The organism is Streptomyces sp. NPDC050535, assembly GCF_044457665.1.
GTDB lineage: Bacteria > Actinomycetota > Actinomycetes > Streptomycetales > Streptomycetaceae > Streptomyces.
In genome coordinates this window covers 171,319-196,467 of sequence record NZ_JBITHE010000011.1, presented here as the reverse complement: position 1 = coordinate 196,467, position 25,149 = coordinate 171,319, and the positions used below count along the sequence as shown (strand labels likewise).

The window sequence follows — 25,149 nt, the reverse complement described above, 5'->3', positions numbered from 1 at the left end:
GGGTTACATGAGATCCAACCGCGCAGCGCTGCGAGCCGGAGTGAGCATGGCAGCGACACTGCCCCTGCTCGCCGGCGCGCTGGCGATCGGCATACCCGCGGCCCAGGCCGCGGACGGCCCGAGCCGGGACACCCTCGCGGGCACGAAGCCCACCTGGGCGACGGCCAAGGCGGACAGGGGCGCCACCGCCGACGGTTCCCAGGTCTCCGCCCGGGTCTACCTCGCCGGCCGGAACACCTCGGACCTGGCCGCGTACGCCAAGGCCGTGTCCGACCCGCAGTCGGCCTCGTACGGGAAGTACCTCAGTGCCACGCAGGCGCAGAATCGCTTCGGCGCCACCAAGGCGCAGGTGGCCGCGGTGACTTCGTGGCTGAAGGCGGCGGGCCTGAAGGTCACCGGCTCCACGCGGCACTACATATCCGTGACGGGTGACGTCACCGCCGCCGAGAAGGCGTTCGACACCCAGCTGCACAACTACACCAAGGGCGCCAAGACCTACCGCGCGCCGTCGAGGACGGCCTCCGCGCCGGCCGCCCTGAACGGCGCCGTCCTGACCGTCACCGGCCTGGACAACGCCCCGCACAAGGCGACCCACAGCGACACCCTGCCGCCCCCGGACGCCGTGTTCAAGAACGCCGGACCGTTCTCCTCGTACTACGGTTCGAACGTCGCGAAGTCGCTGCCGAGCGCGTACGGCACGAAGATCCCGTACGCCGTCCAGGGTTATACGGGCAAGCAGTTGCGCGCCGCCTACGGGGCGGGCAACAGCACCGGGAAGGGCGTGCGGGTCGCCATCACCGACGCGTACGCCTCCCCCACCATCGCCTACGACGCGGCCACCTACGCCAAGAAGCACGGTGACGCGAAGTACAGCAGCCGTCAGCTGCGCCAGGTACTGCCCGGCACCTACACGAAGACCGAGGAGTGCGGGGCCGCGGGCTGGTACGGCGAGGAGACCCTCGACGTCGAGGCCGTGCACGCGGTCGCGCCCGGGGCGAGCATCACCTACGTCGGCGCCGCCTCCTGCTACGACGACGACCTGCTCGACTCGCTGGGCAAGATCGTCGACGGGCACCTCGCCGACATCGTCTCCAACTCCTGGGGCGACATCGAGGCCAACGAGACGCCCGACGTCGCGGCGGCCTACGACCAGGTCTTCCAGCTCGGCGCGGTCGAGGGCATCGGCTTCTACTTCTCCTCCGGCGACAACGGTGACGAGGTCGCCAACACCGGTACGAAGCAGGTCGACACCCCGGCCAACTCGGCGTGGGTGACGGCGGTCGGCGGTACCTCACTGGCGGTCGGCAAGGGCGACAAGTACAAGTTCGAGACCGGCTGGGGCACCGAGCGGGCCGTGCTGTCGGACGACGGCAAGAGCTGGACCGGCTTCCCCGGCGCGTTCACCTCGGGCGCGGGCGGCGGTACCAGTAGGACGGTCTCGCAGCCGTACTACCAGAAGGGGGTCGTGCCCGGCTCGCTCGCCAAGGCGAACGGCACCACCGCCATGCGTACCGTGCCGGACATCTCGGCGGTCGCCGACCCCAACACCGGTTTCAAGGTCGGCCAGACGCAGACGCTCGCCGACGGGACGCAGGCGTACAGCGAGTACCGGATCGGCGGCACCTCGCTCGCCGCGCCGGTGATCGCGGCGGTCCAGGCGCTGGCCCAGCAGACGCGCGGCGGCAAGGCGATCGGCTTCGCCAACCCGGCGATCTACGCCAAGTACGGCTCGAAGGTGTACCACGACGTCACGGACAACCCCACGGGGTCCGGGCTCGCCGTGGCGCGCGTCGACTTCGTCAACGGCTTCGACGCGACGGACGGTCTCCTCACCTCCGTGCGCAGCCTCGGCAAGGACAGCTCGCTGAAGGCCGTGAGGGGCTACGACGACGTCACCGGCGTGGGCACGCCCGCGAGCGGCTACGTCCAGTCGTACCGCCGCCACTGAGATCCACCCGGCGGTTTCCCGCGCCCGCCCTCGACGGAGGCTCCGTCGGGGGCGGGCGTGCGTCCGCCGAAAGACCTCTCGTCCGGGCCCGGGTCCGGGAGTCGCGAGAGGCCGCCCGACGCCCGCCACCCCATCGCGTCGCTCTGACGATTACACTGGCCCCTGTGCCTCCACTGAACTTTGGGTCGCTCTACCAGCACGGCTTCGCACGCGTCGCCGCCTGCACGGGCCACACCGTCATCACGGAACCGCGCGCCAACGCCGAGGCGGTGCTGCGCCACGCGCGCAGGTGCTCCGCGGAGGGCGTGGCCGTCGCCGTCTTCCCGGAGATGGTGCTGTGCGGTTACTCGATCGAGGACCTGCTGCTCCAGGACGCGCTGCTCGACGAGGTCGAGGAGGCGCTTGGGACCGTCGTGGCGGGGTCGGCCGAGCTGCTGCCGGTGCTGCTCGTCGGTGCCCCGCTGCGCCACCGCAACCGGGTCTACAACTGCGCGGTGGTCGTGCACCGCGGCCGCGTCCTGGGTGTCGTGCCCAAGTCGTACCCGCCGAACTACCGGGAGTTCTACGAGCGCCGGCAGATCGCCGCGGGCGACGACGAGCGCGGCGGCACGATCCTGGTCGGCGGGGAACCGGTGCCGTTCGGCGTGGACCTGCTGTTCGCGGCGGACGACGTCCCCGGCCTGGTGCTGCACACGGAGATCTGCGAGGACATGTGGGTGCCGGTGCCACCGAGCGCCGAGGCGGCCCTGGCGGGCGCGACCGTCCTCGCCAACCTCTCCGGCAGCCCGATCACCGTCGGCCGGGCCGAGGACCGCAAACTGCTGTGCCGCTCGGCGTCCTCGCGCTGCCTCGCCGCGTACGTCTACGCGGCGGCGGGCCTGGGCGAGTCGACCACCGACCTGTCCTGGGACGGCCAGACCCTGATCTACGAGAACGGGGTGCTGCTGGCCGAGTCCGAACGCTTCCCGCTCGACGACCAGTTCGCCGTCGCCGACATCGACCTCGACCTGCTGCGGCAGGAGCGGCAGCGGATGGGCACCTTCGACGACAACCGGCGCACCCACGCCGCCCGCACCGCCGGCTTCCGTACCGTGTCGTTCCCACTCGACCCGCCGACCACCGACCTGGGCCTGCGGCGGCGTATCGAGCGCTTCCCGTTCGTGCCCGCGGACCCCGACCGGCTGGCCCTGGACTGCTACGAGGCCTACAACATCCAGGTCGCGGGGCTGCAGCAGCGGCTCGCGTCGATCGGTGGCCCGAAGGTGGTCATCGGGGTGTCCGGGGGGCTCGACTCCACGCACGCGCTGATCGTCGCCGCCCGCGCGATGGACCGGGCGGGCCGCCCGCGCACCGACATCCTGGCCTTCACGCTGCCCGGGTTCGCCACCAGCGACCACACCAAGGACAACGCGCACAGGCTGATGGCCGCCCTCGGCGTCACCGCGGCCGAGCTGGACATCACGCCGACCGCCCGGCTGATGCTGACGGAGATGGGCCACCCGTTCGCCTCGGGCGAGCCGGTGTACGACGTCACCTTCGAGAACGTCCAGGCCGGACTGCGCACGGACTACCTGTTCCGGCTCGCCAACCAGCGCGGCGGCATCGTGCTGGGCACGGGTGACCTCTCCGAGCTGGCGCTCGGCTGGTCCACGTACGGCGTGGGCGACCAGATGAGCCACTACAACGTCAACTCGGGCGTGCCGAAGACGCTGATCCAGCATCTGATCCGGTGGGTCATCGGCAGCGGCCAGTTCGGCGAGGAGGCCGGCAAGATCCTCGCCGCGATCCTCGACACCGAGATCAGCCCGGAGCTGGTCCCGGGCGAGGAGATGCAGTCCACGGAGTCCAGGATCGGCCCGTACGCGCTGCACGACTTCACGCTCTTCCACGTGCTGCGCTACGGCTTCCGGCCGTCGAAGATCGCATTCCTGGCCTGGCACGCCTGGCACGACGCGAACGCCGGCGCCTGGCCGCCGGGCTTCCCCGAGGCCAAGCGCGTGGCGTACGAGCTGCCGGAGATCCGGCAGTGGCTGGAGGTGTTCTGCCGCCGCTTCTTCGCGTTCGCGCAGTTCAAGCGCTCTGCCATGCCGAACGGGCCGAAGGTCTCGGCGGGCGGTTCGCTGTCACCGCGCGGCGACTGGCGGGCACCGTCGGACAGCTCGGCGGCGGTCTGGCTGCGGGACCTTGCCCGGTTCGACTAGTCCGGAGCGGGCCAGGTGGATCCAGCCCCTCGGGCGTTCGAGGAGCGGGGGTCCAGCGGGCGGAGCCCCTGCGACCCCGCCGCCCTCGCCGCCCCCGGGGATGGGACGGGCAGGAGCGGCGGGGCGAGTCTCAGTGGTGCACCGACTCCGGGTGCTCCGGCACGTACGAGGCCACCACACGCTCCCGGCCGGCCCCAGGAACCGAAACCCGGCGCCGGTCCACCACGAACGCCACTCCGGCGACTCCCAGTCCCAGCACGGCCAGTCCCGCGCCCACGACCGCGGGGGACGTCACCCCGAAGCCCGCGGCGAGCACGAGTCCTCCGATCCAGGCTCCACCCGCGTTCGCCAGGTTGAACGCGGCCTGGTTGGCAGAGGAGGCGAGGGACGGGGCCGACGACGCCTTCTCCATCACCATCAGCAGCAGCGGCGAACTGGTCACGAAGGCCGCCGTGCCGAGCAGGACCACCGCGAGCGCGGCGCTCCACGCCGTCCCCATCAGTACCGGGAACAGCGCCAGGACCACCGCGAGCGAGACCAGGCCGCCGAAGAGCGTGCCCCGCATCGACCGGTCCGCGAGACGCCCGCCCAGCAGGTTGCCCGCCGTGGCGCCGACACCGAACAGCGCGAGCAGCAGGGTCACGCTGGAGTCGGCGTACCCGGCGGCGTCCGTCAGCATCGGCGTGATGTAGCTGTACGCGGCGAACAGCGCGCCGAAGCCGGCGACCGTCGTACCGAGGGCCAGCCAGACCGGGAGCGAGCGCAGGGCGGCCAGTTCGCCGCGCAGGCCCGCGGCGGGCGCGTGGGAGCTGTCGCGGGGGACGAGGAGCGCCAGGGACACGACGGCCAGGAGGCCGATCACGCTGACGCCGAGGAAGGTGGAGCGCCAGCCCATGTGCTGGCCCATGAGCGTGGCCACCGGGACACCCACGACGTTCGCGACCGTCAGGCCCAGGAACATCAGCGAGACGGAGCGCGCCTTGCGCTCGGGGGCGACCAGGCCGGTGGCGACGACGGCGCCGACGCCGAAGAAGGCGCCGTGCGGCAGGCCGCTGAGGAAGCGGGCCGCCAGCAGCCAGTGGTAGTCGGGGGCGAGGGCGGAGAGCGCGTTGCCCGCGATGAACAGCACCATTAGGGCGATCAGGACCTTGCGGCGGGCCATGCGGGCGGTGACGGCCGCCAGCAGCGGTGCGCCGATGACGACACCGAGCGCGTACGCGGAGACCAGGTGACCGGCGGTGGGTATCGATATGTGCAGGTCGTCCGCGACGTCGGGCAGCAGGCCCATCATCACGAACTCGGTGGTACCGATGCCGAAGGCGCCCACGGCTAGGGCGAGCAGTGCCAGAGGCATGAGGGGCCTTTCAGTGGAGCGGAGGGTGCGCGGAGGTGCGTGGGGACGTGACCGCGCGCAGGTCTGCGCCCCGTACACACCGCTGTGCACGGGACACGTAAGTTCATCTGTGGAACAAAGCCTCTCAGGCCCAGTATTCCAAGAGGTTAAGAACCGGTTGCGGAGATCTTCACGCGGGCGGCGACCGGGAGGTGATCGCTGGGGGTCCTGGGGAGCGTCCAGGAGGACACCGGCTCGATCCCCTTCACCATGATCTGGTCGATCCGGGCCATCGGGAACGCCGCGGGCCAGCTGAAGCCGAAGCCGCTGCCCGCCGCGCCCTGCGTGGAGCGCATCTGCGCGGTGACGGCGTTGAGCGCGCGGTCGTTCATCGTGCCGTTGAGGTCGCCGAGCAGGACGACCTGCTGGTTCGCGTCGCCGGAGATCGCCTCGCCCAGCGCGTCGGCGCTCTTGTCACGCTGGCGGGCCGTGAACCCGGCCTCCAGCTTCACCCGAACCGAGGGGAGGTGGGCGACGTACACGGCGACAGGACCCTCCGGGGTCGTCACGGTCGCGCGCATCGCGCGGGTCCAGCCGAGCTTGATGTCGACGGGCCGGACGCCGGTCAGCGGGTACTTGCTCCACAGCCCGACGGTGCCCTGCACCGAGTGGTACTTGTACGTCGACGCGAGCGCCTTCTCGTACGTCGGGACCGCGGTGGCCGTCAGTTCCTCGAGGGCCATCACGTCGGCGCCGGACGCGGCCACGTCGCCGGCGGTGCCCGAGGGGTCCGGGTTGTCCGCGTTGACGTTGTGCGTGGCGACGGTCAGGTTCCCGCCGTTGCCCGTCTTGTCGGTGAGGAGTCCGCCGAAGATGTTCAGCCAGACGATCGCCGGCAGCAGCACGGCGATCAGGGCGGTCGCCGACTTCCGTACGAAGGCGAGGACCAGCAGGACCGGCACGGCGAGGCCGAACCAGGGCAGGAACGTCTCGGTGAGACTGCCGAGGTTGCCGATCACGTTCGGGATCCGGGAGTGCAGCAGCATCACCAGCGCGAGGATGACCGCGAGCGCGGCGAGGATCACACCGCGGCGCCAGATGCCCCGGTCGCCGCGCCAGCCGGCGACCATACGCCGGAGCCGGGACCCTCTGCGGTCGGGCTCCTGGCCGCCGCTGCCCGTCTCCGTCATATACGCCTGCGCCATACCGTCGCCTCACCACTTGCCGTGCACACCGACTGCCCCGCGGTTACGACCCTAGGGGATGATCCGTGTCCTTCCCGCCGTCCCATGACGGCCGTACTGGCACGAGGACGTGCAACCTCGTCCCAGGAGTTCCGAATGCGGAGGTCGAACGCGTCCCCTGTGACAAAACGCGCACATACGGACCGTCAGAAATCAGGTCGGCGGCCGGGTGAGTGCGCGCGGGCGCGACCGGGTCCGACTACGGCCTGGCGGGGCGCAGTCCCTCCAGCGCCGCGTCCACGATCCGTCCCGCGAGGTCTTCGGGGAGTTCGCCGTGCGGGCGCAGGACCGTGCGTACGAGCATGGGTCCGACGAACATGTCGTTGAGCAGGTCGATGTCGATGTCGTCGCGGAGTTCGCCGTCGCGCTGTCCGCGGCGCAGGACTTCCAGGGTGCTCAGGCGGCGCGGTTCGATGACGGTGGTGTGGTACGCCTCCCAGACCTTGGGGCTGCTCTTCATCTGTGCGTAGACGTTGTGCAGGATCAGGGAGGTGCGGGTGGCCACGCCGCGTTGGCGCAGCGGCTCCAGGAGGGCGATCAGGTCCGCGCGCATCGAGGTGCCGGGGAGTTCCGGGTCCGGGGGCTCGGCGGTGCGCAGGACGTCGACGAAGAGGGCCTCCTTGCCGCTCCACCGGCGGTAGATGGTCGCCTTGCCGACTCCGGCGGTGCGTGCGACGCGCTCGATGGAGACCTCTCCGAGGGGTACGCCCTCCTCCAGGAGCTTCATCACGCCCTCGATGATGGAGCGTTCCACGGCCTCGCTGCGGGGGCGTCCCCTCGGGGGGCCCTCTTGCCTGTCCTGGCTCTCAGCGAGGCTCACGTCGAAACTCCGTCCGTTTTCCTTGGTTGCCCGTGGGCTGATTCTCCCCGGTGTACGAGCGTCGCGGCGGCTACGGCCTCGCCTTCACCAGCTCCGCCTCCTCCTTGCCCTCCTGCTGCGCCGGCGGGCGGCCCGGCAGGAACAGGAACACGACCAGTGCTCCGATGACGGCGACACCCGCGCCGCACAGCGCGGTGACGTGCATGGCGTGCAGGAAGGCGTCGTTGGCGGGGGTGACGAGGGCCTTGCCCTCGGGGCCGAGCCGGGCGGCGACGCCGAGGGTGGCCTCGATGGACTCGCCCGCGGTGTGGCGCAGGTTCGCCGGGACCAGGGTGAGCTTGTCCTCGATGCCGCTGCGATAGGCGGCGGACAGGACGGAGCCGAGGACGGCGATGCCGAGGGCGCCGCCCACCTGGCGGAACGTGTTGCTGAGGGCGGACGCGGAGCCCGCCTTCTCACGCGGCAGGGCCTGCATGATCACGACGCTGGTCGGGGTCATGATGTGCGCCATACCGGTGCCCATGAGGAAGAAGATGACTTCCAGGATCCAGATCGGCGTGTCCGCGTCCAGCGTGGCGAACGCGGCCAGCATCGCGGCGATGATCAACAGACCCGCCGTGCAGGTGGCCTTGTTCCCGAAGCGGTCGACGACGAGGCGGGCCCGCGGCGCGAAGATGAGCTGGGCGACGGCGAGCGGCAGCATCAACAGGCCGGTCTGGAGCGGCGAGTAGCCCCGCACGCTCTGGGTGTAGAAGACGGAGAAGAAGGTCACACCCATCAGCGCGAAGAAGACGAGCGCGATGGCGGACATCGCCGCCGAGAAGACCTTGTTCTTGAAGTAGGTGACGTCGATCGACGGGTGGTCGCTGCGCTTCTCGAACACGACGAAGCCGACGAGCACGGCGACTCCGGCCGCGATGGTCAGCAGGACCGTCGGGTCGGTGAAGTCGGCCAGCTGGCCGCCCTTGATGATGCCGTAGACCAGCAGGACGAGACCGACGACGGACAGGACCACGCCGATCGGGTCGACGCGTCCGGGGTTCGGGTCGCGGGAGTCCGGGACCAGCCAGATCATCAGGACCACCGCGAGCAGCACGATCGGCACGTTGACCAGGAAGACCGAGCCCCACCAGAAGTGGTCCAGGAGTATGCCGCCGGTGATCGGGCCGATCGCGATGGCAAGGCCGACGCCGCCGGCCCAGATGCCGATGGCCTTGGGCTGCTCGTCGCGCTCGAAGACGTTCATCAGGACGGAGAGGGTGGCCGGCATCACGAAGGCGGCGCCGAGACCCATCACGGCGCGGAACACGATGAGCTGGACCGGTGAGCCGGACTCGGCGGCCAGCGCCGAACCGATGCCGAACACGGCGAGACCGGCGAGCAGCACCTTCTTGCGGCCGAGCCGGTCGCCGAGGAGGCCCGCGGTGAAGAGCAGTCCGGCGAAGACGAGCGTGTAGGCGTTGATCGCCCACTCCAGCTCGCCCTGGGTGGCGCCGAGGCCGACGGGCGCGGGGGTCGAGATCGTCTTGATCGCGACGTTCAGGATCGAGTTGTCGAGCACCACGATCAGCAGGCTCAGCATGAGCACGCCGAGGATGGCCCAGCGGCGCTTGTGCACCGCCTCGGGCACGTGTCGTTCGGAAGCGGGAGCGGATGTCGTCATGACGGCCAGCCTAGACGAATTCCGATACGACACCGTCTCGTATCGGAAATGCTTTACGGAGAACTTACGAAGAGACCTAGGTCGCAGGGCGCAGTCCCCGGGGCCGCTCCGGCGGGCCTGTGGCGGTCTCCGAGGGCCCGGTCTAGCCGCGCGTGGCACGAGGTGCCACCATGGAGGTGATCCGGGGACGCCGTCAGGGCGCCTCGAGATGACAGAAGGAGCCGTTGCGATGACGCAGATCTCGGCTGCCGCGAAGCAGTCCGCGGAGGGTGTCCGCCCGTCCACCGACAGCAGCAAGGCGCTGTACGGGGGCAAGAGCACCCGCCGCATCACGGTACGGGACATCCTCGCCGCCAAGGAGCGCGGCGAGAAGTGGCCCATGCTCACCGCCTACGACGCGATGACCGCGTCCGTCTTCGACGAGGCCGGTATCCCGGTCATGCTCGTCGGCGACTCGGCGGGCAACGTCCACCTGGGCTACGAGACCACCGTGCCCGTCACCATGGACGAGATGACCATGCTGTCGGCCTCGGTCGTACGGGGCACCTCGCGCGCCCTGATCGTGGGCGACCTGCCCTTCGGGTCCTACCAGGAGGGCCCGGTCCAGGCACTCCGCTCGGCCACCCGCCTCGTCAAGGAGGCCGGGGTCGGCGCGGTGAAGCTGGAGGGCGGCGAACGCTCGCACCGCCAGATCGAGCTGCTTGTGGAGTCGGGGATCCCGGTGATGGCGCACATCGGCCTGACCCCGCAGTCCGTGAACGCCATGGGCTACCGCGTGCAGGGCCGCGGCGAGGAGGCCGCCCAGCAGTTGCTGCGCGACGCCAAGGCGGTCCAGGACGCGGGCGCGTTCGCCGTCGTTCTCGAACTGGTCCCGGCGGAGCTGGCCGCCGAGGTCACCCGCACCCTGCACATCCCGACGGTCGGTATCGGGGCGGGCCCCGAGACGGACGCGCAGGTCCTGGTGTGGACCGACATGCTCGGGCTCACCGGCGGCAAGGTGCCGAAGTTCGTCAAGAAGTACGCCGACCTGCGCACGGTCATGGGCGACGCGGCGAAGGCGTTCGCCGCCGACGTCGTCGGCGGAACGTTCCCGCTGGAGGAGCACTCCGTCCACTGAGGTCCCATGCGGACCCGCGGTCCACTGAGGGACCGCTGAGGACCTGCTGAGGTCCACCGAGCCACCGCGGCACCAAGGCGACCCGTCGAACTTCCCCCGTCGACGGGTCGCTGCCGTTACCCGTGCTCGCGGACCCTCTTCAGCAGCAGCGCCCCGTCCTCCCCCGAGAACCAGCGCGCGTGCCCGACGAAGTACTCGTAGGCCAGCGCCGTGTTCTCCGCGGACCGGGTGACCCCGTGGAAGTAGCCCATCTCGGAGAGCGCGAACTCGGCGTGCACCAGCGGCAGCAGTTCGGGCAGGGCGGCCGACTCGACGGCGCTGAGCGGCCGTACGGAGGTGTAGCCGTCCAGGAGCGCGTCCACGTGCTCGAAGCGGACCGGGCGGGCCGGGTCGAGCCACTGCACGGTGTTGCGCTCGATGGCGGTGGCCAGGTCGTGGACGGCGGTCGTGCGGTCACTGAGGCCGAAGTCGAGGACGGTCGACACCTCGCCGGACGCCGTGTCCCACAGCAGGTTCGAGGCGTGCCAGTCGTTGTGGGTCCACAGCGGGGTGAGACGGCCCAGGTACGGCAACAGGCGCTCGTAGAGCGGGAGATGGACCTCGCGCAGGTCCTTGCGCCAGGGCCGGCGTGCCAACGCGGCGGCGACCGCGGGGCGCGCGGCCGCGTACGCCTCCAGGGCCGCCTCCGGGTCGACCGCCGCGAACACGCCGAAGGAGGAGACCAGATGCTGTGCGCGGCGGCGGGGAGCGCTGAAACCCTCGGCCGCCAGGTGCAGTTGGGCGAGCGCGGCACCGGCCGCCCGGGCGTGGCCCACGGAGACGAAGGGCGACCAGGACAGCGCGTCGCGGTACAGGTCCGTCCCGGTGCCGGCCGAGTGCACCTCGTACACCCACTCCCCCCGCGCCTGCGCGCCCATCACCTCGACGACCGGTGCACCGCGCTCGCGCAGGTACCGCAGGAAGGCGTGTTCCTCGGCCAGACCATCCAGGGTGCGTACGGAGCTGTGGTGGCGTTTCACGAAGAGGCGCCGTCCGTCGCGGTCGACGAGCGCGGCGGCGGACAGCGGGCGCGGGCTGCGCCACAGCACCTTCGCCGGGCCGACGACGGCCTCCACCTCGGCACACGTGAGGGGCGGCCAGTCGGGGGCGACGGGATCGATGCCCATGCCGTGCGCCAGCAGGCCGGTCATCCGGTCACCACCTTGTCCGCGCCGGCCACCTCGTCCGCCTTTCCCGCCTCGGCCACCTTGTCCGCCCCATTCACCTCGGCCGCCTTGTCCCCGTCGCTCGTCCTGCCGCTCAGCGCGTCGAACAGGCGCCGTTCGGTCGCGGCGAACTCCGGTTCGGCCAGGGCGTCCAGGCCGCGCGGGCCCGAGCGCGGCACCTCGACCCGCTCGACGACAGTAGCCGGGCGGGGTGAGAGCACGTGCACGGTGTCGGCCAGCAGAACGGCCTCACGGATGTCGTGGGTGACCAGGACGACCGTCCAGCGGTAGCGCTGCCACATGTCGGCCAGCCACAGCTGCATCTCGGTGCGGGTCAGCGAGTCGAGCGCGCCGAAGGGCTCGTCGAGCAGCAGCACCGGGCGTTCCAGGACGACCGTGCGCAGCAGGGCCGCGCGCTGGCGCATGCCGCCGCTGAGCTGGAAGGGATAGGCGGACTGGAAGCCGTCCAGTCCGAAGGCCCCGAAGAGCTCGCCCGCCCGCCGCCGCGCCTCCTTCTTCCGTACGCCCTGGGCCTCCAGGCCGAGCGCGGTGTTGTCGAGCACCGTGCGCCAGGGGAACAGCAGGTCCTTCTGGGGCATGTAGGCGACCTTGCCGGAGGCCACCGACGCGCGGGAGCCGTCGACGAGGATCTCGCCCGAAGTGGGCGTGTCCAGGCCGGAGATCAGGTTGAACAGGGTGCTCTTGCCGCTGCCGCTCGGACCGATGACGGCCGCGAACTCGCCCGGCCGCACGGCGAGTTCGAGGTCGCGCAGCACCTGGAGCGACCCGAACGCCTTTCCCGCTCCCCTTACTTGGAGACCTCCCGGCGGTTGGAGACCGTCCCGTACTCGGCGACCATCCCGCTCCTGGAGAGCTCCCGGTTCTCGGAGACTCATGTCCGGCCTTCCTTCAGCAGCGCCCGCTCCCACGGCAGGACGAGCCGTTGCAGCAGATAGGTCGCCCCGAACAGGGCGATGCTCAGCAGGGCGGTGACCACGACCGCCGCGAAGACGAGGTCCGTGCGGAACGCGCTCTTCTGCGCCTGCATGTAGATACCGAGGCCCTTCTCGGCACCCGCGTACTCGGCGAAGACGGCGCCCACGACGGCGTAGGTGATGCTGACGCGCAGCCCGGTGAAGAAGTGCGGCAGCGCGCTCGGGACGCGGACGAGCCGGAAGGCGCGCCAGCGGCCGGTGCCGAGCGAGCGCAGCAGCCGCATCGCGTCGCGGTCGGTGGACGCGAAGCCCGCCGCGAGGTTCGCGGCGAGCGGGAAGAACGTCGTCAGGGTGACCACCAGCATCTTCGGCAGCAGTCCGAAGCCGAACCAGATGATCAGCAGGGGTGCCACGGCGACGATCGGGATGGTCTGCGAGGCCACCAGGAGCGGGTACAGGCCCCGGCGGGCCGCCGCCGAGAAGTCCAGGATCACGGCGACCAGCCAGGCGGCGGCGAAGGAGAGCGCGAAGCCGAGCAGGGTCTCCTGGAGGGTGGGCAGGGTCTGGTCCCACAGGTCGGTGCGGTTGGCCCAGCCCTGGTCGAGGACGCGGCCGGGGCTGGGCAGCACCGTCGGGTCGACGCCGGCGGCGGTGACGTACGTCTGCCAGCCGCCGATGACCACGGCGAGGACGAGGAGCGGTGGCCAGACGGCACGCAGTGCCGCCCTCACTGGGTGGCCGCCGGGAGATAGTCGTTGGTGAAGAACTCCGAGGCGTCGGGGGCCTCGGTGAGCTTCTTGCCGTTCTCGTCGGTCAGCAGCCCGGACCTGAAGTCGAAGTCGGCGAAGGCCTGCCAGCGCTCGGCGCTCTGGGTGCCGATCGTGCCGTCCTCCGCCCGGTAGTACTCCTTGGCGAGCAACCGCTCGCTCTCCTTGACCAGTTCGGTGTTGGTGAGGGTGCTCTTGTTGGCCGCGACGAGCAGGCCGGCGGCCTGGTCCGGGTTGTCGGCGGCGTACTCGTAGCCCTTGTCGACCGCGGCGACGAACTTCTCGGCGGTCTCCGGGTTGTCCTTCAGGTACTGGCTGGAGGACGCGATGAGGGTGGAGTAGATGGCCGGGACCCCGTAGTCGGCGAGCGCGAAGTCCTTCAGGGGCTTGCCCGTCTCCTTGGCCTCCAGGCCCTCCCAGGTCGGCATCGGCATCGCGAAGTCCGCCTTGCCCGCGTAGAGGGCCGCGTACGCCGAGGTGCTCAGCGTGATCTGCTTGAAGTCGCCCTTGCCGCCGTCCGCCTGGATGACCTTCTGGAGCAGGGCCTTCTCGTAGGGGGCGCCGAACCCGGCGTACGTCTTGCCGTCCAGGTCCTTGGGGGACTTGATGTCGTCGCGGTCGGCGCGTACGGAGACCGTGACGTTCGTCTTCTGCGTGACGGCGTACACCGACTTGATGTCCTGGCCGGCGGCGCGCGCGGTGGTGATGCCCTCCTGGTAGGAGATGCCGAAGTCCGCCTTGTGGTTGGCGATCAGCGTCTCGGGCGCGGTCGAGCCGTAGGGCACGATCTTCAGGTCGATCCCGGCGTCCTTGAACCAGCCCTTCTGCTGGGCGACGTAGATGCCGGTGTGGTTGGTGTTGGGGGTCCAGTCGAGGGCGAGGGTGACCGTGGTCGTGCCGTTCTCGGCGGCGGCGGACGTGGAGTCCTGCGAGGCGCAGCCGGTCAGGGCGAGCGCGGCGGCGGTGGATACGGCGAGCAGGGCGGTACGGCGTCTCATGGGAATCCTCGAAGGGGTGCGGCGCTGGTGGTCGGGGACGTGGGAGTGCTCCTCACGGCCGACACAGCGCGCTGCTGACCCGCATCAGGTCCACGGTCATACGCTTCGTCAGTTCCCTTGCCTGGCAGGTCACTTGGTGCCCACCGGGGCGGTTTCGAGCAGGTCGTTGGTGTACGAGGACTCCCAGTCCCGGGCGTGCGCGACGGCGCCGTTCCGGGCGAGCCAGTCGGCGTACGGGCCCATGCGGGTCTCGTCGATCACGCCCCAGTGGCCGCCGGCGCCGGTCCAGGTCGGGGCGACCAGGGCGAGGGAGCGGGCGATCAGCGGGCGGGAGAAGTAGGGGATCACGCGCTCCAGCAGGGCGCGGGTGGCGTCCTGTTCGGCGGCGGCCGCCGCGTAGCCGCGGGCGGTGGCGGACAGGAAGGCGCGCACCAGCTCGGGGCGGGTTTCGGCGAAGGACTCGGTCGTGCCGAGGAGGTAGCTGTGGTAGCGGGGGGCGCCGATCTCGTCGACAGGCCAGGTGAGCCGCCGCTCCTCGGGCAGGTCGCCGCGGAGCGCGTCCCAGGCCCAGTAGTTGCCGAAGGTGGCGTCGGCCTCGCCGGAGGCGATGTCGTCGACGGTGAGTTCGCGGTAGCCGGCGTCGACGGTGATCACCGCGTCCGGGTCACCGCCGTCGGCCGCGACGAGGTGGCGGACCATCGCGCGGCCCCGGGGGGTCGGGTTGTAGGCGAGGCGCCTCCCGGCGAGGTCGCGGGGGCGGGTGATGCCGGTCGAGCGGGCGGTCTGGATCGCCTCCAGGGCACGGTGGTTGACGGCGGCGACTGCCAGGAGCGGCCGGCCGTCGGCGGCGGCGCGGCGGGCCAGCAGCCGGTTCGGCGGGAAGATGCCGAAGTCCACCTCCCCGCGGGCCAGGTACGCCAGGGTGTCGCCGCGTCCCGGATCCTGGACGGCGAGTTCCACGTCGAGGCCCGCCTCGCGGTACCAGCCGCGGTCCCGGGCGACGTACATACCGGCGGAATTCGGCCAGGGGTGGAAGTAGTCGAGCATGACTCGGACGTGCGACATGGGGGAACTCCGCATACGGCACTCAGGCCTCAGCAGGGCCTGGTGAATGAGAAGGGGAGAGAGAAGGGGAACCGGTCCGGGTCAACAACAGGAGCGGGCCGCCGCGGCGGGCGCCGGGGGACAGAGCTGCTCGACTGCTGAAGACATGCGGTACTCCTACGCGGGCACTGAGGCAGGGCCTCTGAGTGTCAAGTGGTGCGGTCGGCGTTCCCATGGGGATCGTGGCCGGACGATGCCGACTCGGATCCCAGACGCCCTCTCAGCCCAACCGGGTAGGGGCTCCCGCGTAGATGTCCGGAACCATAACCCCGAACGGCTGTTCCTGTGCAAGCGTCGTCCACCATGTGGGAAGAATCTGCCCAGTGAGCGAGATCTCGCAGCTCAGAGGCGTCTTCCGCGCCGACGCCCGCGTTAGCATCCGGCCATGACCGACGCCCAGCACCCCACACCCCCGCTGTCCGGCTCACTGCTTCCCGGGCCGCTGGTCGACGACGCCTGGCTGGCGGACCGCCTCGACGACCCGCGGCTGGTCGTCCTCGACGCCACCGCGCTGCTTCCCTCACCGGGCCACGACGGCGACCACCGCTCCGGCAGCGGTCAGGAGCGGTGGGCGGAGCGGCACATCCCGGGCTCCCGCCACGCGGACCTCACGGGTGAGCTGTCCGACCCCGGGGCGCCGTACCACTTCGCGGTCCCCTCGCCGAAGGCGCTGGCCGCCGCGCTCCAGCGGCTCGGCGTACGGGACGACAGCGAGGTCGTCGCGTACGACAGCGGCGGCGGCATCTGGGCGGCCCGGCTGTGGTGGATGCTGCGGGCGATCTCCGTACCGGCGGCGGTACTCGACGGAGGGCTGCAAGTCTGGGAGGCGGCCGGGCGGCCGGTTGCCGACGGGCCGCCGCGGGAGCCCGCGCGGACGGCGGGAACGCTCACCCCCGTCCCCCTCCCCCACGCCTGGACCGCCCTCCCCGACATCGAAGCCGTGCTGCGCGGTGAGCGGCCGGGGACGCTCGTCTGCGCGCTTCCGGAGTCCGGGTTCGACGGCAGTGCGCCGACCCGGTACTCGCGGCGCGGGCACATCCCCGGCAGCCTGAGCCTGCCCGGCCGGGGTCTGCTCGACGAGGCCGGCCGGTTCCTGCCGCGCGCCGAACTCGCCGCGCGCGTCGGGGCGGTGCTCGACGACACCGCCTCCCCCGTCGTCCTGTACTGCGGCGGCGGGATCTCCGCGGCCGGCGCCGCCCTCGCGCTGACACTGCTGGGCCGCGAGGACGTCACCCTGTACGACGGCTCCCTGGAGGAATGGTCGGCGGACCCGGCGCGACCCCTCGTACGACAGGACTGACCTGCGCGGACACCGGCCTTTCCACGGTCTGTCGGTGGCATAAGGGGGCCTGGCGGCGGCGTGCGGGAAGCCTGTCGGTGACGTTCGGTGAAGCCTGTCGGTGGCGCGTAGGAGGCTGTGGGCGGGCTGTCGGTGGTTTGTCGGTGGCGGCTGGCACCTTGGTGGCCATGACGCGAATCGACAACTATCCCCGACAAGTCGCCGACGGCCGGACGGCCGTGACCGTACGGGGGCTGGTCAAGCACTACGGCGAGACCAAGGCGCTGGACGGCGTCGACCTGGATGTGCGCGAGGGCACCGTGATGGGTGTGCTCGGGCCGAACGGCGCCGGCAAGACCACCCTCGTCCGCATCCTGTCCACCCTGCTCGCCCCGACCTCCGGTCAGGCCACCGTCGCCGGCTTCGACGTCGTACGGCAGCCGCGGCAGCTGCGCCGGGTGATCGGCCTCACCGGCCAGTACGCCTCCGTCGACGAGAAGCTCCCGGGCTGGGAGAACCTCTACATGATCGGCCGGCTCCTCGACCTGTCCCGCAAGGACGCCCGGGCCCGCGCCGACGAACTCCTGGAGCGGTTCTCACTCACCGAGGCGGCCAAGCGGCCGACGAGCACGTACTCCGGCGGTATGCGGCGCAGGCTGGACCTGGCGGCCTCCATGATCGGGCAGCCGACCGTCCTCTTCCTCGACGAACCGACCACCGGGCTCGACCCCCGCACCCGCAACGAGGTGTGGCACGAGGTGAAGCGCATGGTCGGCGAGGGCGTCACCGTACTGCTCACCACCCAGTACATGGAGGAGGCCGAGCAGCTCGCCTCCGAGCTGACCGTCGTCGACCGGGGCAAGGTCATCGCCAACGGCCGCATCGAGGAGCTCAAGGCCCGCGTCGGCGGCCGCACCCTGCGCGTCCGCCCGGCCGACCCGCTGCAACTGCGCCCGCTCGCGGCCGACCTGGACAGCCTCGGCATCACCGGGCTCGCCAGCACGACCGTGGACACCGAGCGCGGCGTGGTACTGGTCCCGATCCTCAGCGACGAGCAGCTCACCGCCGTGACCGGAGCGGTCATCGCGCGGGGTATCACCATCTCCTCCATCACCACCGAACTGCCCAGCCTGGACGAGGTGTTCCTCTCCCTCACCGGCCACCGCGCGAGTGCTCCGCAGGACGCCGCGCCCACCGACGCACGCGAGGAAGTCGCCGTATGACCGCCGCCACTCTCACCCCCGATTCCCAGACCGATTCCAAGGCCGACTTCACGGCCGACGCCCGCATCCCGCTGCGCGCGCATCTGCGCCACACGGGGGCTCTCGTCCGCCGCAACCTCCTGTGGATCCGCCAGGACCCGGAGTCGATGTTCGACGCGATCCTCTTCCCGGTCATCTTCACCCTGCTGTTCGTGTACGTCTTCGGCGGCTCCATCGGACAGTCGCTGGGCGGCGGCCAGGAGGCGTACGTGCAGTACGTGGTGCCCGGGCTGATGGCCATGATGGGCATGAACATGGCCCAGGGGGTCGGCACCGGCTTCAACCAGGACTTCAACACCGGGGTCATGGACCGGTTCCGGTCCCTGCCGATCGGGCGCGGCTCCGTGCTGTTCGCCAAGATCGCGGTGGAGCTGATGCGGATGCTGTCCGCGACCGCGGTCCTCATGGTGATCGGCGTCCTGGTGGGCTTCGACATCACCAACTGGCCCGGACTGCTCGCCGCGGTGGCCCTGTCCACGGTGTTCGGCTCGGCGCTGATGTGGGTGTTCCTCACGCTCGGCGTGGTCATGAAGAGCGCGCAGTCCGTGCAGGCCATGGGCTTCCTGGTGCTGATGCCGCTGCAGTTCGGCTCGTCGATCTTCGCGCCGACCGAGTCGATGCCGGGCTGGCTGCAGAACTTCACCGACTACAACCCGCTGTCCGCCCTGGCGGACACCGCCCGTGGGCTGATGGTCGGCGGCCCGGTCGCGCACGACCTGTGGGTGACCCTCGGCTGGTCGGTGGCCATCACGGCGGTGATGGCGCCGATAGCGATCCACAAGTTCCGTACCAAGAGCTGACGTTCGGCTCCCGAACGGCTTCCCCGGTCCGCGTCAGATGAGGGCGGCGGCCTCCTCCATGGAGAGCCCGCCGCCCTCGGCGTACGCGGCCTCGTACACCGCGTCGTCGAGTACCGCCCGCACCCCGGCCTCGGCCCGGGTGCGCGACTCGTCCTCCATCGGGGCCGCGAAGTGCTCCGGCGGCAGGAGTCGGTCGGAAGCGCCCAGCAGCCGGGCCGCGTCGGGGGCGCGCTCGGCGCCGTACAGGCCGGTGAGGGCGATGGCGGCGGTGACCAGGTGCGCGGAGACCAGGTTCGGCGTGACCATCCGCGACAGCGGGTCCACGGACCGCTCCAGCGCGCCTCGCACCTTGTCCAGGGCGTCCGCGTACTGTCCGTCGACCGCGTCCAGCCAGGCTTCCGTCCCGAGGATGAACCCGTCGACGATCACGAACGTGCTGCCCGCGAACTCCTCACGCAGCAGCCGCAGTTGCTCACGCCCCTCGTCGATCCGTCCGGTGCGGCCGAGCCACATGGTGAGGAAGATGCGGCCCGCGGGCAAGGCCTCGTTGATCACGCCACGGCCCAGTGCCAGCACCTCGCGCAGCATCCGCTCGCCCCGCTCGGGCTCGCCCAGCTCGATGTACATGCTGCCGAGGCGGACACTCAGCACCGCCTGCTGGGCCCGGGCACCGAGTTCCTCGGCGTACGCCATCGCCTCCGCGTAGTCCGCCGCGGCGGGCCCGAACTCGCCTCTGCGCTCATGGGCCTCGCCGCGTGCCGAGAGCGCCTCGGCCGTGCCCCAGGCATCGCCGACGCGGGCGAAGATCTCCAGCGACTCGTCGGCGTCCCGGGTCGCGCCGCCCGCCCAGTCGGTCCGGTTGGCGAGGATGTTGGCGCGCATCTGGAGGGCGGCGCCGAGCTCCCATTCGAGGCCGAGCTCGCGGCAGGTGCTGACGGTGACGTCGATGACGGAGCGCATCCGGTCCATGTCACCGGTGAGCATGACGGCGTAGAACCAGAAGCTGCCGGGGCTGCGGCAGGTCTGCGGGAGACCCGGCCGGTAGGTGTCGCTGATGACGTGCAGCTTCCGCTGGGACTCCGGGCTCTGCCAGGTGCCCATGTCCATGTCCATACAGGCGAGTTGGATGAGGTGCACACCGCGCCGGGCCTCCTCCATGACGTCCGGGGCGAGCGGCGGCGGGCCGGCCGTGCAGCTCTCGTACAGCGGGGCGGCCGGGCGCGCGGGCGCCACGAACGGGTCGGGGCCGAGGCCCATGACCTCGCGGGACCAGGTGCGGGCCTCGATGCGCTGGTCGCGCATCTGCCAGTACCAGTGCAGCGACAGGACGAGGCAGACGGCCTCCTGCTCGTCGCGCTCGGCGACGGCGAGCCGCAGGGCGGTGCGCAGGTTCTCGTACTCGCGCTCGAGCAGCGCGATCGCCGCGGACTGCCCCGGACCGCGCAGCGCGGGGTCGGTGGTGCGGGCGAGTTCGCGGTAGTACGTGAGGTGGGCGCGCTCGGCCGCGGCACGCGAACCGGTTTCCTCCAGCCGCTCGCCCGCGTACTCGGCGACGGTCTCCAGGAGCCGGTAGCGCATCCCCCCGTCCGCCGAAGGGGCCGCCACGACAAGGGACTTGTCGACGAGTGAGCCGAGTGTCTCCAGGGCGCGGGGTCCGCAGACGGCCTCGGCGGCGGCGAGGGCGCAGCCGCCGGCGAACACGGACAGCCGCCGCAGTACGTCGCGTTCGTCCTCGTCGAGGAGGTCCCAGGACCAGTCGACGACCGCACGCAGGGTCTGCTGCCTCGGCAGGACCGTCCGGGAACCCGAGGTCAGCAGGCGGAACCGGTCGTCGAGGCGGTCGGCGATCTGTCTGGGGGTGAGCATCCGCAGCCGGGCGGCGGCGAGTTCGATGGCGAGCGGGAGACCGTCGAGCCGCCGGCAGATCTCGGCGGCCGCCTCGGAATCGTCCTCGATCCGGAAGTCCGGCCGCGCCGCCGATCCGCGGTCGGCGAGCAGCCGCAGCGCGAAGGGTTCGGGCAATGGCTCCACCGGGCGCAGCAACTCCCCCGGTATGCCGAGGGGTTCACGGCTGGTGGCGAGCACCGTCAGTCCGGGGCAGCGCTTGAGCAGCTCCTCGACGAGGTGCGCGGCGGCGTCCACGACGTGTTCGCAGTTGTCGAGGATCAGCAGCATGCGGCGCGTGGCGCAGTGCTCGGCGAGCCGGTTGAGGGGGTCGTCGTGCCGGTCGGAGACCGCTCGCATCTCCTCGGCTCCGGCGCCGCGCAGCACGGTCTCGCGCGCGCCGACGGCGGTGAGCACGGCCTCGGGCACGGCCTTCGGGTCGTCGACCGGGGCCAGTTCGGCCAGCCACACCCCGTCCCGCGCCGTGTCCCCCACGGTCTCCGCCGCCTCCTGCGACAGCCGCGTCTTCCCCGCCCCGCCGGGTCCGAGCAGGGTCACCAGACGGGCCGCCGCGAGGTCGCCCCGGATGGCATCGATGTCGGCCTCCCGGCCGACGAAGGAGGTGAGCCGGGCCCGGAGGTTGCCGGAGGGCGGGGGCTGCTGCGCTTGGGGCCCCGGCGCCTTGGGCTGGGCCGGTGTCAGCAACTGCGCGTGCAGGGCGCGCAGTTCGGCGCCCGGGTCGGAGCCGAGCCGGTCGGCCAGCAGTTGTCGTACGGACTCGTAGGCGGCCAGGGCCTCCGCCGGGCGGCCCAATTCGCGCAGGGCGCGCAGGCGCAGGGCCTGGAGGGGCTCGTCCAGGGGGTGGCTGTCGCAGAGGGCGGTGAGTTCGGGCAGGGCCTGTTCGGCGTCGCCGAGGGCGAGGGCCGCGGTGAGGCGGGCGCGGCGCGCGTCGAGGCGGCGGGTCTCCCAGCGGGCGGACTCCGCGGCGCGGTCCGGGAGGTCGGCGAGAGCGGGGCCGTGCCACAGGGCGAGGGCGTCGTCGAGGACGGCCGCGGCTTTCGCGGGGTCGCCGTCTGCCAGCGCGCGGGTGCCCTCGCCCGCCAGCCGCTCGAAACGGTGCAGGTCGACGTCGTCGGCGCTCGCGGTGAGCCGGTAGCCGCCCTCCGCCGAGTGCACCGCGTCCGCGCCGAGCGCTCTGCGCAGCCGCCCGACCAGCGCCTGGAGCGCGCCGGACGCGTCCGCGGGCGGGTCGCCGTCCCACACCTCGTCGACCAGGACGGACACGGGCACGGTCCGTCCTGGCCGTAGTGCGAGCACGGTCAGCAGGGCACGCAGCCGCGCACCGCCGACCGGGAGGGACGTGCCGTCGGAACGAAGTGCCTGGGTGGTGCCGAGGATGCGGTAGCGCACGGGGTCCATTGTCTCTGGTGGCTCGGGGTTCGGGCATCGGGCACCGACCCGTCGGCGGCCGGCTCGCGTGAAGGTGAAGGTCGTCAGGGCACCATGCCCCCACCTTCTCCGGAACCAATGGGCGATGGCGAGACGTTTTCCGAATGCGCCCGGTACGGTCGGGCAGGCCCAGCTCACGCGTACCAGTCCAGGGAGCCCCATGACCACCGCAGCGACCCGCCGCAGCGACCGGAGGATCAGCCCCGTCTTCGTCGGGATCGTGGCCGTGACGGCGGTGACGGGCTGGGCGGCCTGGACCGACTTCGCCGCGCAGCCCGGTGTGGCTGTGTTCCTGTTCGTGACGGGCGCGTGGATCGTCTCGCTCTGTCTGCACGAGTACGCGCACGCGCGGACCGCCCTGCACAGCGGCGACATCTCGATCGGCGCCAAGGGCTATCTGACGCTGAACCCTCTGAAGTACACACACGCGCTGCTGAGCATCGTGCTGCCCGTCATCTTCGTGATCATGGGCGGGATCGGTCTGCCCGGTGGTGCGGTGTTCATCGAGCGGAGCCGGATCCAGGGCCGCTGGAAGCACAGCCTGATCTCGGCGGCGGGTCCGCTCACCAACGTGCTCTTCGCGATCGTGTGCACGGCGCCGTTCTGGCTGGACGCCCTGGACGGGGTGCCGGCGACCTTCCGCTACGCGCTGGCGTTCCTCGCGCTGCTCCAGGTCACGGCCGCGATCCTGAACTTCCTGCCGGTGCCGGGCCTGGACGGGTACGGCGTGATCGAGCCCTGGCTGTCGCACGGTGTCCGGCGTCAGGTGGAGCCGTTCGCGCCGTTCGGCCTGCTCGCGGTGTTCGCGGTGCTGTGGATCCCGTCGGTGAACACGGCGTTCTTCGACGCGGTGTACTCGATCCTGGGCGGCCTCGGCATCGACGACGTCGAGCGGTACTGCGGGCAGGAGCTGTACCGCTTCTGGTCCGGCACCAACGAGTTCTGCTCCGTCAGCCAGTGACGGAGCCCGACTCCGTACGGGCCCTGCCGCGCCGCACGTAGTACCACGTCATGTTGGACGACAGACCGGCCAGCAGCACCCACACGATCCCCAGCAGGCTGCCCTGCACGAAGGAGACGACGGCCGCGGCGACGGAGAGTACGCAGACGGCGAGGGCGTAGAGGGCGAGGCGGGGCATGAGGTCGGCTCCTGTCGGGGGACACTGCTTGCCACCAGTGTCCCCCACCCGACCGGGCGGTTCTACACGTCCGTCAGGCGCAGGCCCGCGTGGGCCTTGTAGCGCCGGTTGACCGAGATCAGGTTGGCGACCAGGGACTCGACCTGGTGGGCGTTGCGCAGCCGGCCGGAGAAGACGCCGCGCATGCCCGGGATGCGGCCGGCGAGCGCCTGCACGATCTCGACGTCGGCGCGCTCCTCGCCGAGGACCATCACGTCGGTGTCGATCTCCTTGATCTCCGGGTCCTGGAGGAGGACGGCGGAGAGGTGGTGGAAGGCCGCGGTGACCCGGGAGTCCGGCAGCAGGGCGGCGGCCTGCTCGGCGGCGCTGCCCTCCTCCGGCTTCAGCGCGTACGCGCCCTTCTTGTCGAAGCCGAGCGGGTTGACGCAGTCGACGACGAGCTTGCCCGCCAGTTCCTCGCGCAGCGACTCCAGGGTCTTGCCGTGGCCCTCCCAGGGCACGGCGACGATCACGATGTCGCTGCGCCGCGCGCACTCGGCGTTGTCGGCGCCCTCGACGCCGTGTCCGAGCTCGCCGGCCGCCGCCTCGGCACGGTCCGCCGCCCGCGAGCCGATGATCACCCGCTGGCCGGCCCTGGCGAGCCGGTAGGCGAGGCCCTTGCCCTGCGGGCCGGTGCCGCCGAGCACGCCGACGACGAGTCCGGACACGTCGGGGAGGTCCCAGGGGTCCTTGGCCGGGGCCTTCTGTGCGGCGTTCTGGGCGGCGTTCGGTGCGCTGTCAGTAGAGGTCATGGGCCGACTTTACGTGCGCGGATCCCGGCCGCGCGGGTCAGGTGAGAGCCGTCACGGGGATGCGGCGGAAGGTGATCGTCTCGTACGCGCCGAAGTCGCCCGTCTCGTAGAGGAGTCCGACGGTCGCGGTGTCGGCGCGTACGAGATCGGAGTACGCGGCGGGCAGTCCGTCGACCGTGTGCGCGGGCCGCCAGGTGACGCCGTCGTCGGTGGAGGCGCGGACGGTCATCAGGGCGCGGTGACCGGGGGCGGCGGGGCCGGAGTAGAGGAGCAGGTCGGGGTCGCGGAGGTGGAGGACGCTGCCCTGGACGACGGGGGTGGTGAGGCCGGCCTGCGGGCGGAAGGGCTTGAGCAGGGTCTCACCTCCGTCGCGGGAGTAGGCGTCGGCTCGGGTGCCGGGGGCGGGCGAGTCGTTGCGGGTGTTGAAGTAGACGCGTCCGTCGGGGAGTTCGGCGGCGGTGGTCTCGTTCGCGTTGACGTAGCCGCTGGTGTTGTCGTCGACGTATCCGGTGGTCCAGGTCAGGCCGCCGTCGTCGCTCAGCAGGCAGTGGCCGCCGTCGTACCTGCCCTCGGTGCCGTCGTCGTCGCCCTGCGGCGGGAGGGAGTGGTTGGCGGGGACGACGATACGGCCGGAGGCCAGTTGGAGGGCGTGGCCCGGTGTGGTGGCGTACCACCGCCAGGACTCGTCCTTCGTGCCCGCGGTGATGTCCGTCGGCTCCGACCAGGTGAGTCCCTCGTCGTCGCTGTGCTGGACCCAGACACGGCGGCCGTCGGCGGCCTGTACCTCGCCGCGGCGGATGGCCTTCTCGGTGGCGTGGGCCGCGTTGCGGACGTGGACGAGCAGGACACGGCCGGTGTCCAGGACGACCGGGGACGGGTTGCCCGCGAGGTGCTCGCCGTTGCGGGCGGCGACCTGGAGCGGGCCCCAGGTGCGGCCGCCGTCCATGGACCGCTTCAGCACGATCTCGATGTTCCCGAAGTCCTCCTGGGAGCCGAGCCGGCCCTCGCAGAAGGCGAGCAGGTTCCCGGCGGCGGTGGCGACGACGGCCGGGATACGGAAGCTCGCGTAGCCCTCCTGGCCGGCCGTGAAGGGAACGGACGTCTCGATGTCTTCGGTGGCCTCGGTGACGTCGGTGGCCTCGGTGCTTGTCATGGGTCCCTCCTTACCCCCTGGCGGGGCCCTTTGCCCAGCTTGGGGGAATTCGTGTCG

20 protein-coding genes are annotated in these 25,149 nt (G+C 71.4%); 7 read left to right on the top strand and 13 right to left on the bottom strand.

Features of this window, described 5'->3' with window-relative positions:
* Nucleotides 1-46 precede the first annotated feature (46 nt).
* Together ACIBLC_RS24755 and ACIBLC_RS24750 are read left to right on the top strand one after the other, a co-directional pair.
* Nucleotides 47-1,948 carry a protease pro-enzyme activation domain-containing protein gene (locus ACIBLC_RS24755; protein ID WP_399213346.1) on the top strand — a complete coding sequence of 634 codons (1,902 nt, stop codon included), beginning with the start codon at nt 47-49 and terminating at the stop codon, nt 1,946-1,948.
* 173 nt (nt 1,949-2,121) lie between these two features.
* Nucleotides 2,122-4,149: an NAD(+) synthase gene (locus ACIBLC_RS24750; RefSeq protein WP_399213432.1), complete on the top strand. Its 2,028-nt coding sequence runs from the start codon at nt 2,122-2,124 to the stop codon at nt 4,147-4,149.
* A 130-nt stretch (nt 4,150-4,279) separates the two neighbouring features.
* Here the strand turns inward: ACIBLC_RS24750 and ACIBLC_RS24745 are convergent, their stop codons facing one another.
* The 4 genes from ACIBLC_RS24745 to ACIBLC_RS24730 all read right to left on the bottom strand — a co-directional run bounded on the left by ACIBLC_RS24745 (nt 4,280) and on the right by ACIBLC_RS24730 (nt 9,209).
* Nucleotides 4,280-5,503 (bottom strand): MFS transporter, encoded by a 1,224-nt coding sequence (locus ACIBLC_RS24745; RefSeq protein ID WP_399213345.1) that lies wholly within the window; start codon nt 5,501-5,503, stop codon nt 4,280-4,282.
* Between the two features lie 146 nt (nt 5,504-5,649).
* Complete coding sequence (locus ACIBLC_RS24740) at nt 5,650-6,612, bottom strand: endonuclease/exonuclease/phosphatase family protein (RefSeq protein WP_399213431.1); 963 nt, start codon at nt 6,610-6,612, stop codon at nt 5,650-5,652.
* A 313-nt stretch (nt 6,613-6,925) separates the two neighbouring features.
* Nucleotides 6,926-7,546 carry a TetR/AcrR family transcriptional regulator gene (locus ACIBLC_RS24735; RefSeq protein WP_399213344.1) on the bottom strand — a complete coding sequence of 207 codons (621 nt, stop codon included), beginning with the start codon at nt 7,544-7,546 and terminating at the stop codon, nt 6,926-6,928.
* Between the two features lie 70 nt (nt 7,547-7,616).
* Nucleotides 7,617-9,209, bottom strand: a complete 1,593-nt coding sequence (locus tag ACIBLC_RS24730) for an MFS transporter (protein WP_399213343.1) — start codon at nt 9,207-9,209, stop codon at nt 7,617-7,619.
* Between the two features lie 229 nt (nt 9,210-9,438).
* Between ACIBLC_RS24730 and panB the strand changes: the two genes are divergently transcribed.
* Entirely contained in the window at nt 9,439-10,326 is an 888-nt protein-coding gene (gene panB, locus ACIBLC_RS24725; RefSeq protein WP_399213342.1) for a 3-methyl-2-oxobutanoate hydroxymethyltransferase, read from the top strand.
* A gap of 116 nt (nt 10,327-10,442) precedes the next feature.
* Here panB and ACIBLC_RS24720 read toward each other — a convergent pair whose 3' ends face one another.
* From ACIBLC_RS24720 to ACIBLC_RS24700, 5 genes are all read right to left on the bottom strand, one after another.
* Entirely contained in the window at nt 10,443-11,516 is a 1,074-nt protein-coding gene (locus tag ACIBLC_RS24720; RefSeq protein ID WP_399213341.1) for a phosphotransferase enzyme family protein, read from the bottom strand.
* On the bottom strand, nt 11,513-12,427 hold the full coding sequence (locus tag ACIBLC_RS24715) for an ABC transporter ATP-binding protein (protein WP_399213340.1): 915 nt from the start codon (nt 12,425-12,427) through the stop codon (nt 11,513-11,515). The genes ACIBLC_RS24720 and ACIBLC_RS24715 overlap by 4 nt, the downstream gene beginning before the upstream one ends.
* On the bottom strand, nt 12,424-13,197 hold the full coding sequence (locus ACIBLC_RS24710) for an ABC transporter permease (RefSeq protein WP_399213339.1): 774 nt from the start codon (nt 13,195-13,197) through the stop codon (nt 12,424-12,426). The genes ACIBLC_RS24715 and ACIBLC_RS24710 overlap by 4 nt, the downstream gene beginning before the upstream one ends.
* Entirely contained in the window at nt 13,194-14,231 is a 1,038-nt protein-coding gene (locus ACIBLC_RS24705) for an ABC transporter substrate-binding protein (RefSeq protein WP_399213338.1), read from the bottom strand. Before ACIBLC_RS24705 ends, ACIBLC_RS24710 begins: the two co-directional genes overlap by 4 nt.
* 129 nt (nt 14,232-14,360) lie before the next feature.
* A complete protein-coding gene (locus ACIBLC_RS24700; protein ID WP_399213337.1) occupies nt 14,361-15,296 on the bottom strand; it encodes an ABC transporter substrate-binding protein in 936 nt (311 codons plus the stop codon).
* A 424-nt stretch (nt 15,297-15,720) separates the two neighbouring features.
* On the opposite strand from ACIBLC_RS24700, the gene ACIBLC_RS24695 reads away from it, so the two are divergent.
* The 3 genes from ACIBLC_RS24695 (at nt 15,721) to ACIBLC_RS24685 (ending at nt 18,676) form a co-directional block, all read left to right on the top strand.
* Nucleotides 15,721-16,635 carry a sulfurtransferase gene (locus ACIBLC_RS24695; protein ID WP_399213336.1) on the top strand — a complete coding sequence of 305 codons (915 nt, stop codon included), beginning with the start codon at nt 15,721-15,723 and terminating at the stop codon, nt 16,633-16,635.
* A 167-nt stretch (nt 16,636-16,802) separates the two neighbouring features.
* Nucleotides 16,803-17,837 (top strand): ATP-binding cassette domain-containing protein, encoded by a 1,035-nt coding sequence (locus tag ACIBLC_RS24690; protein ID WP_399213335.1) that lies wholly within the window; start codon nt 16,803-16,805, stop codon nt 17,835-17,837.
* Nucleotides 17,834-18,676, top strand: coding sequence for an ABC transporter permease (locus tag ACIBLC_RS24685; RefSeq protein ID WP_399213334.1), 843 nt, complete (start codon nt 17,834-17,836; stop codon nt 18,674-18,676). The genes ACIBLC_RS24690 and ACIBLC_RS24685 overlap by 4 nt, the downstream gene beginning before the upstream one ends.
* 33 nt (nt 18,677-18,709) lie before the next feature.
* On the opposite strand, the gene ACIBLC_RS24680 is transcribed toward ACIBLC_RS24685, so the two are convergent.
* Nucleotides 18,710-21,979, bottom strand: a complete 3,270-nt coding sequence (locus ACIBLC_RS24680) for a BTAD domain-containing putative transcriptional regulator (protein WP_399213333.1) — start codon at nt 21,977-21,979, stop codon at nt 18,710-18,712.
* A gap of 190 nt (nt 21,980-22,169) precedes the next feature.
* Here ACIBLC_RS24680 and ACIBLC_RS24675 point away from each other — a divergent pair, with 190 nt between their 5' ends.
* A complete protein-coding gene (locus ACIBLC_RS24675; protein WP_399213332.1) occupies nt 22,170-22,970 on the top strand; it encodes a site-2 protease family protein in 801 nt (266 codons plus the stop codon).
* On the opposite strand, the gene ACIBLC_RS24670 is transcribed toward ACIBLC_RS24675, so the two are convergent.
* The 3 genes from ACIBLC_RS24670 to ACIBLC_RS24660 form a co-directional block, all read right to left on the bottom strand.
* Nucleotides 22,960-23,148 (bottom strand): hypothetical protein, encoded by a 189-nt coding sequence (locus ACIBLC_RS24670; protein WP_399213331.1) that lies wholly within the window; start codon nt 23,146-23,148, stop codon nt 22,960-22,962. The two genes, ACIBLC_RS24675 and ACIBLC_RS24670, sit on opposite strands and share 11 nt — an antisense overlap.
* Before the next feature lie 62 nt (nt 23,149-23,210).
* Nucleotides 23,211-23,939, bottom strand: a complete 729-nt coding sequence (gene npdG / locus ACIBLC_RS24665) for an NADPH-dependent F420 reductase (protein ID WP_399213330.1) — start codon at nt 23,937-23,939, stop codon at nt 23,211-23,213.
* 37 nt (nt 23,940-23,976) lie between these two features.
* Complete coding sequence (locus ACIBLC_RS24660; protein ID WP_399213329.1) at nt 23,977-25,092, bottom strand: exo-alpha-sialidase; 1,116 nt, start codon at nt 25,090-25,092, stop codon at nt 23,977-23,979.
* Nucleotides 25,093-25,149: the final 57 nt, after the last annotated feature.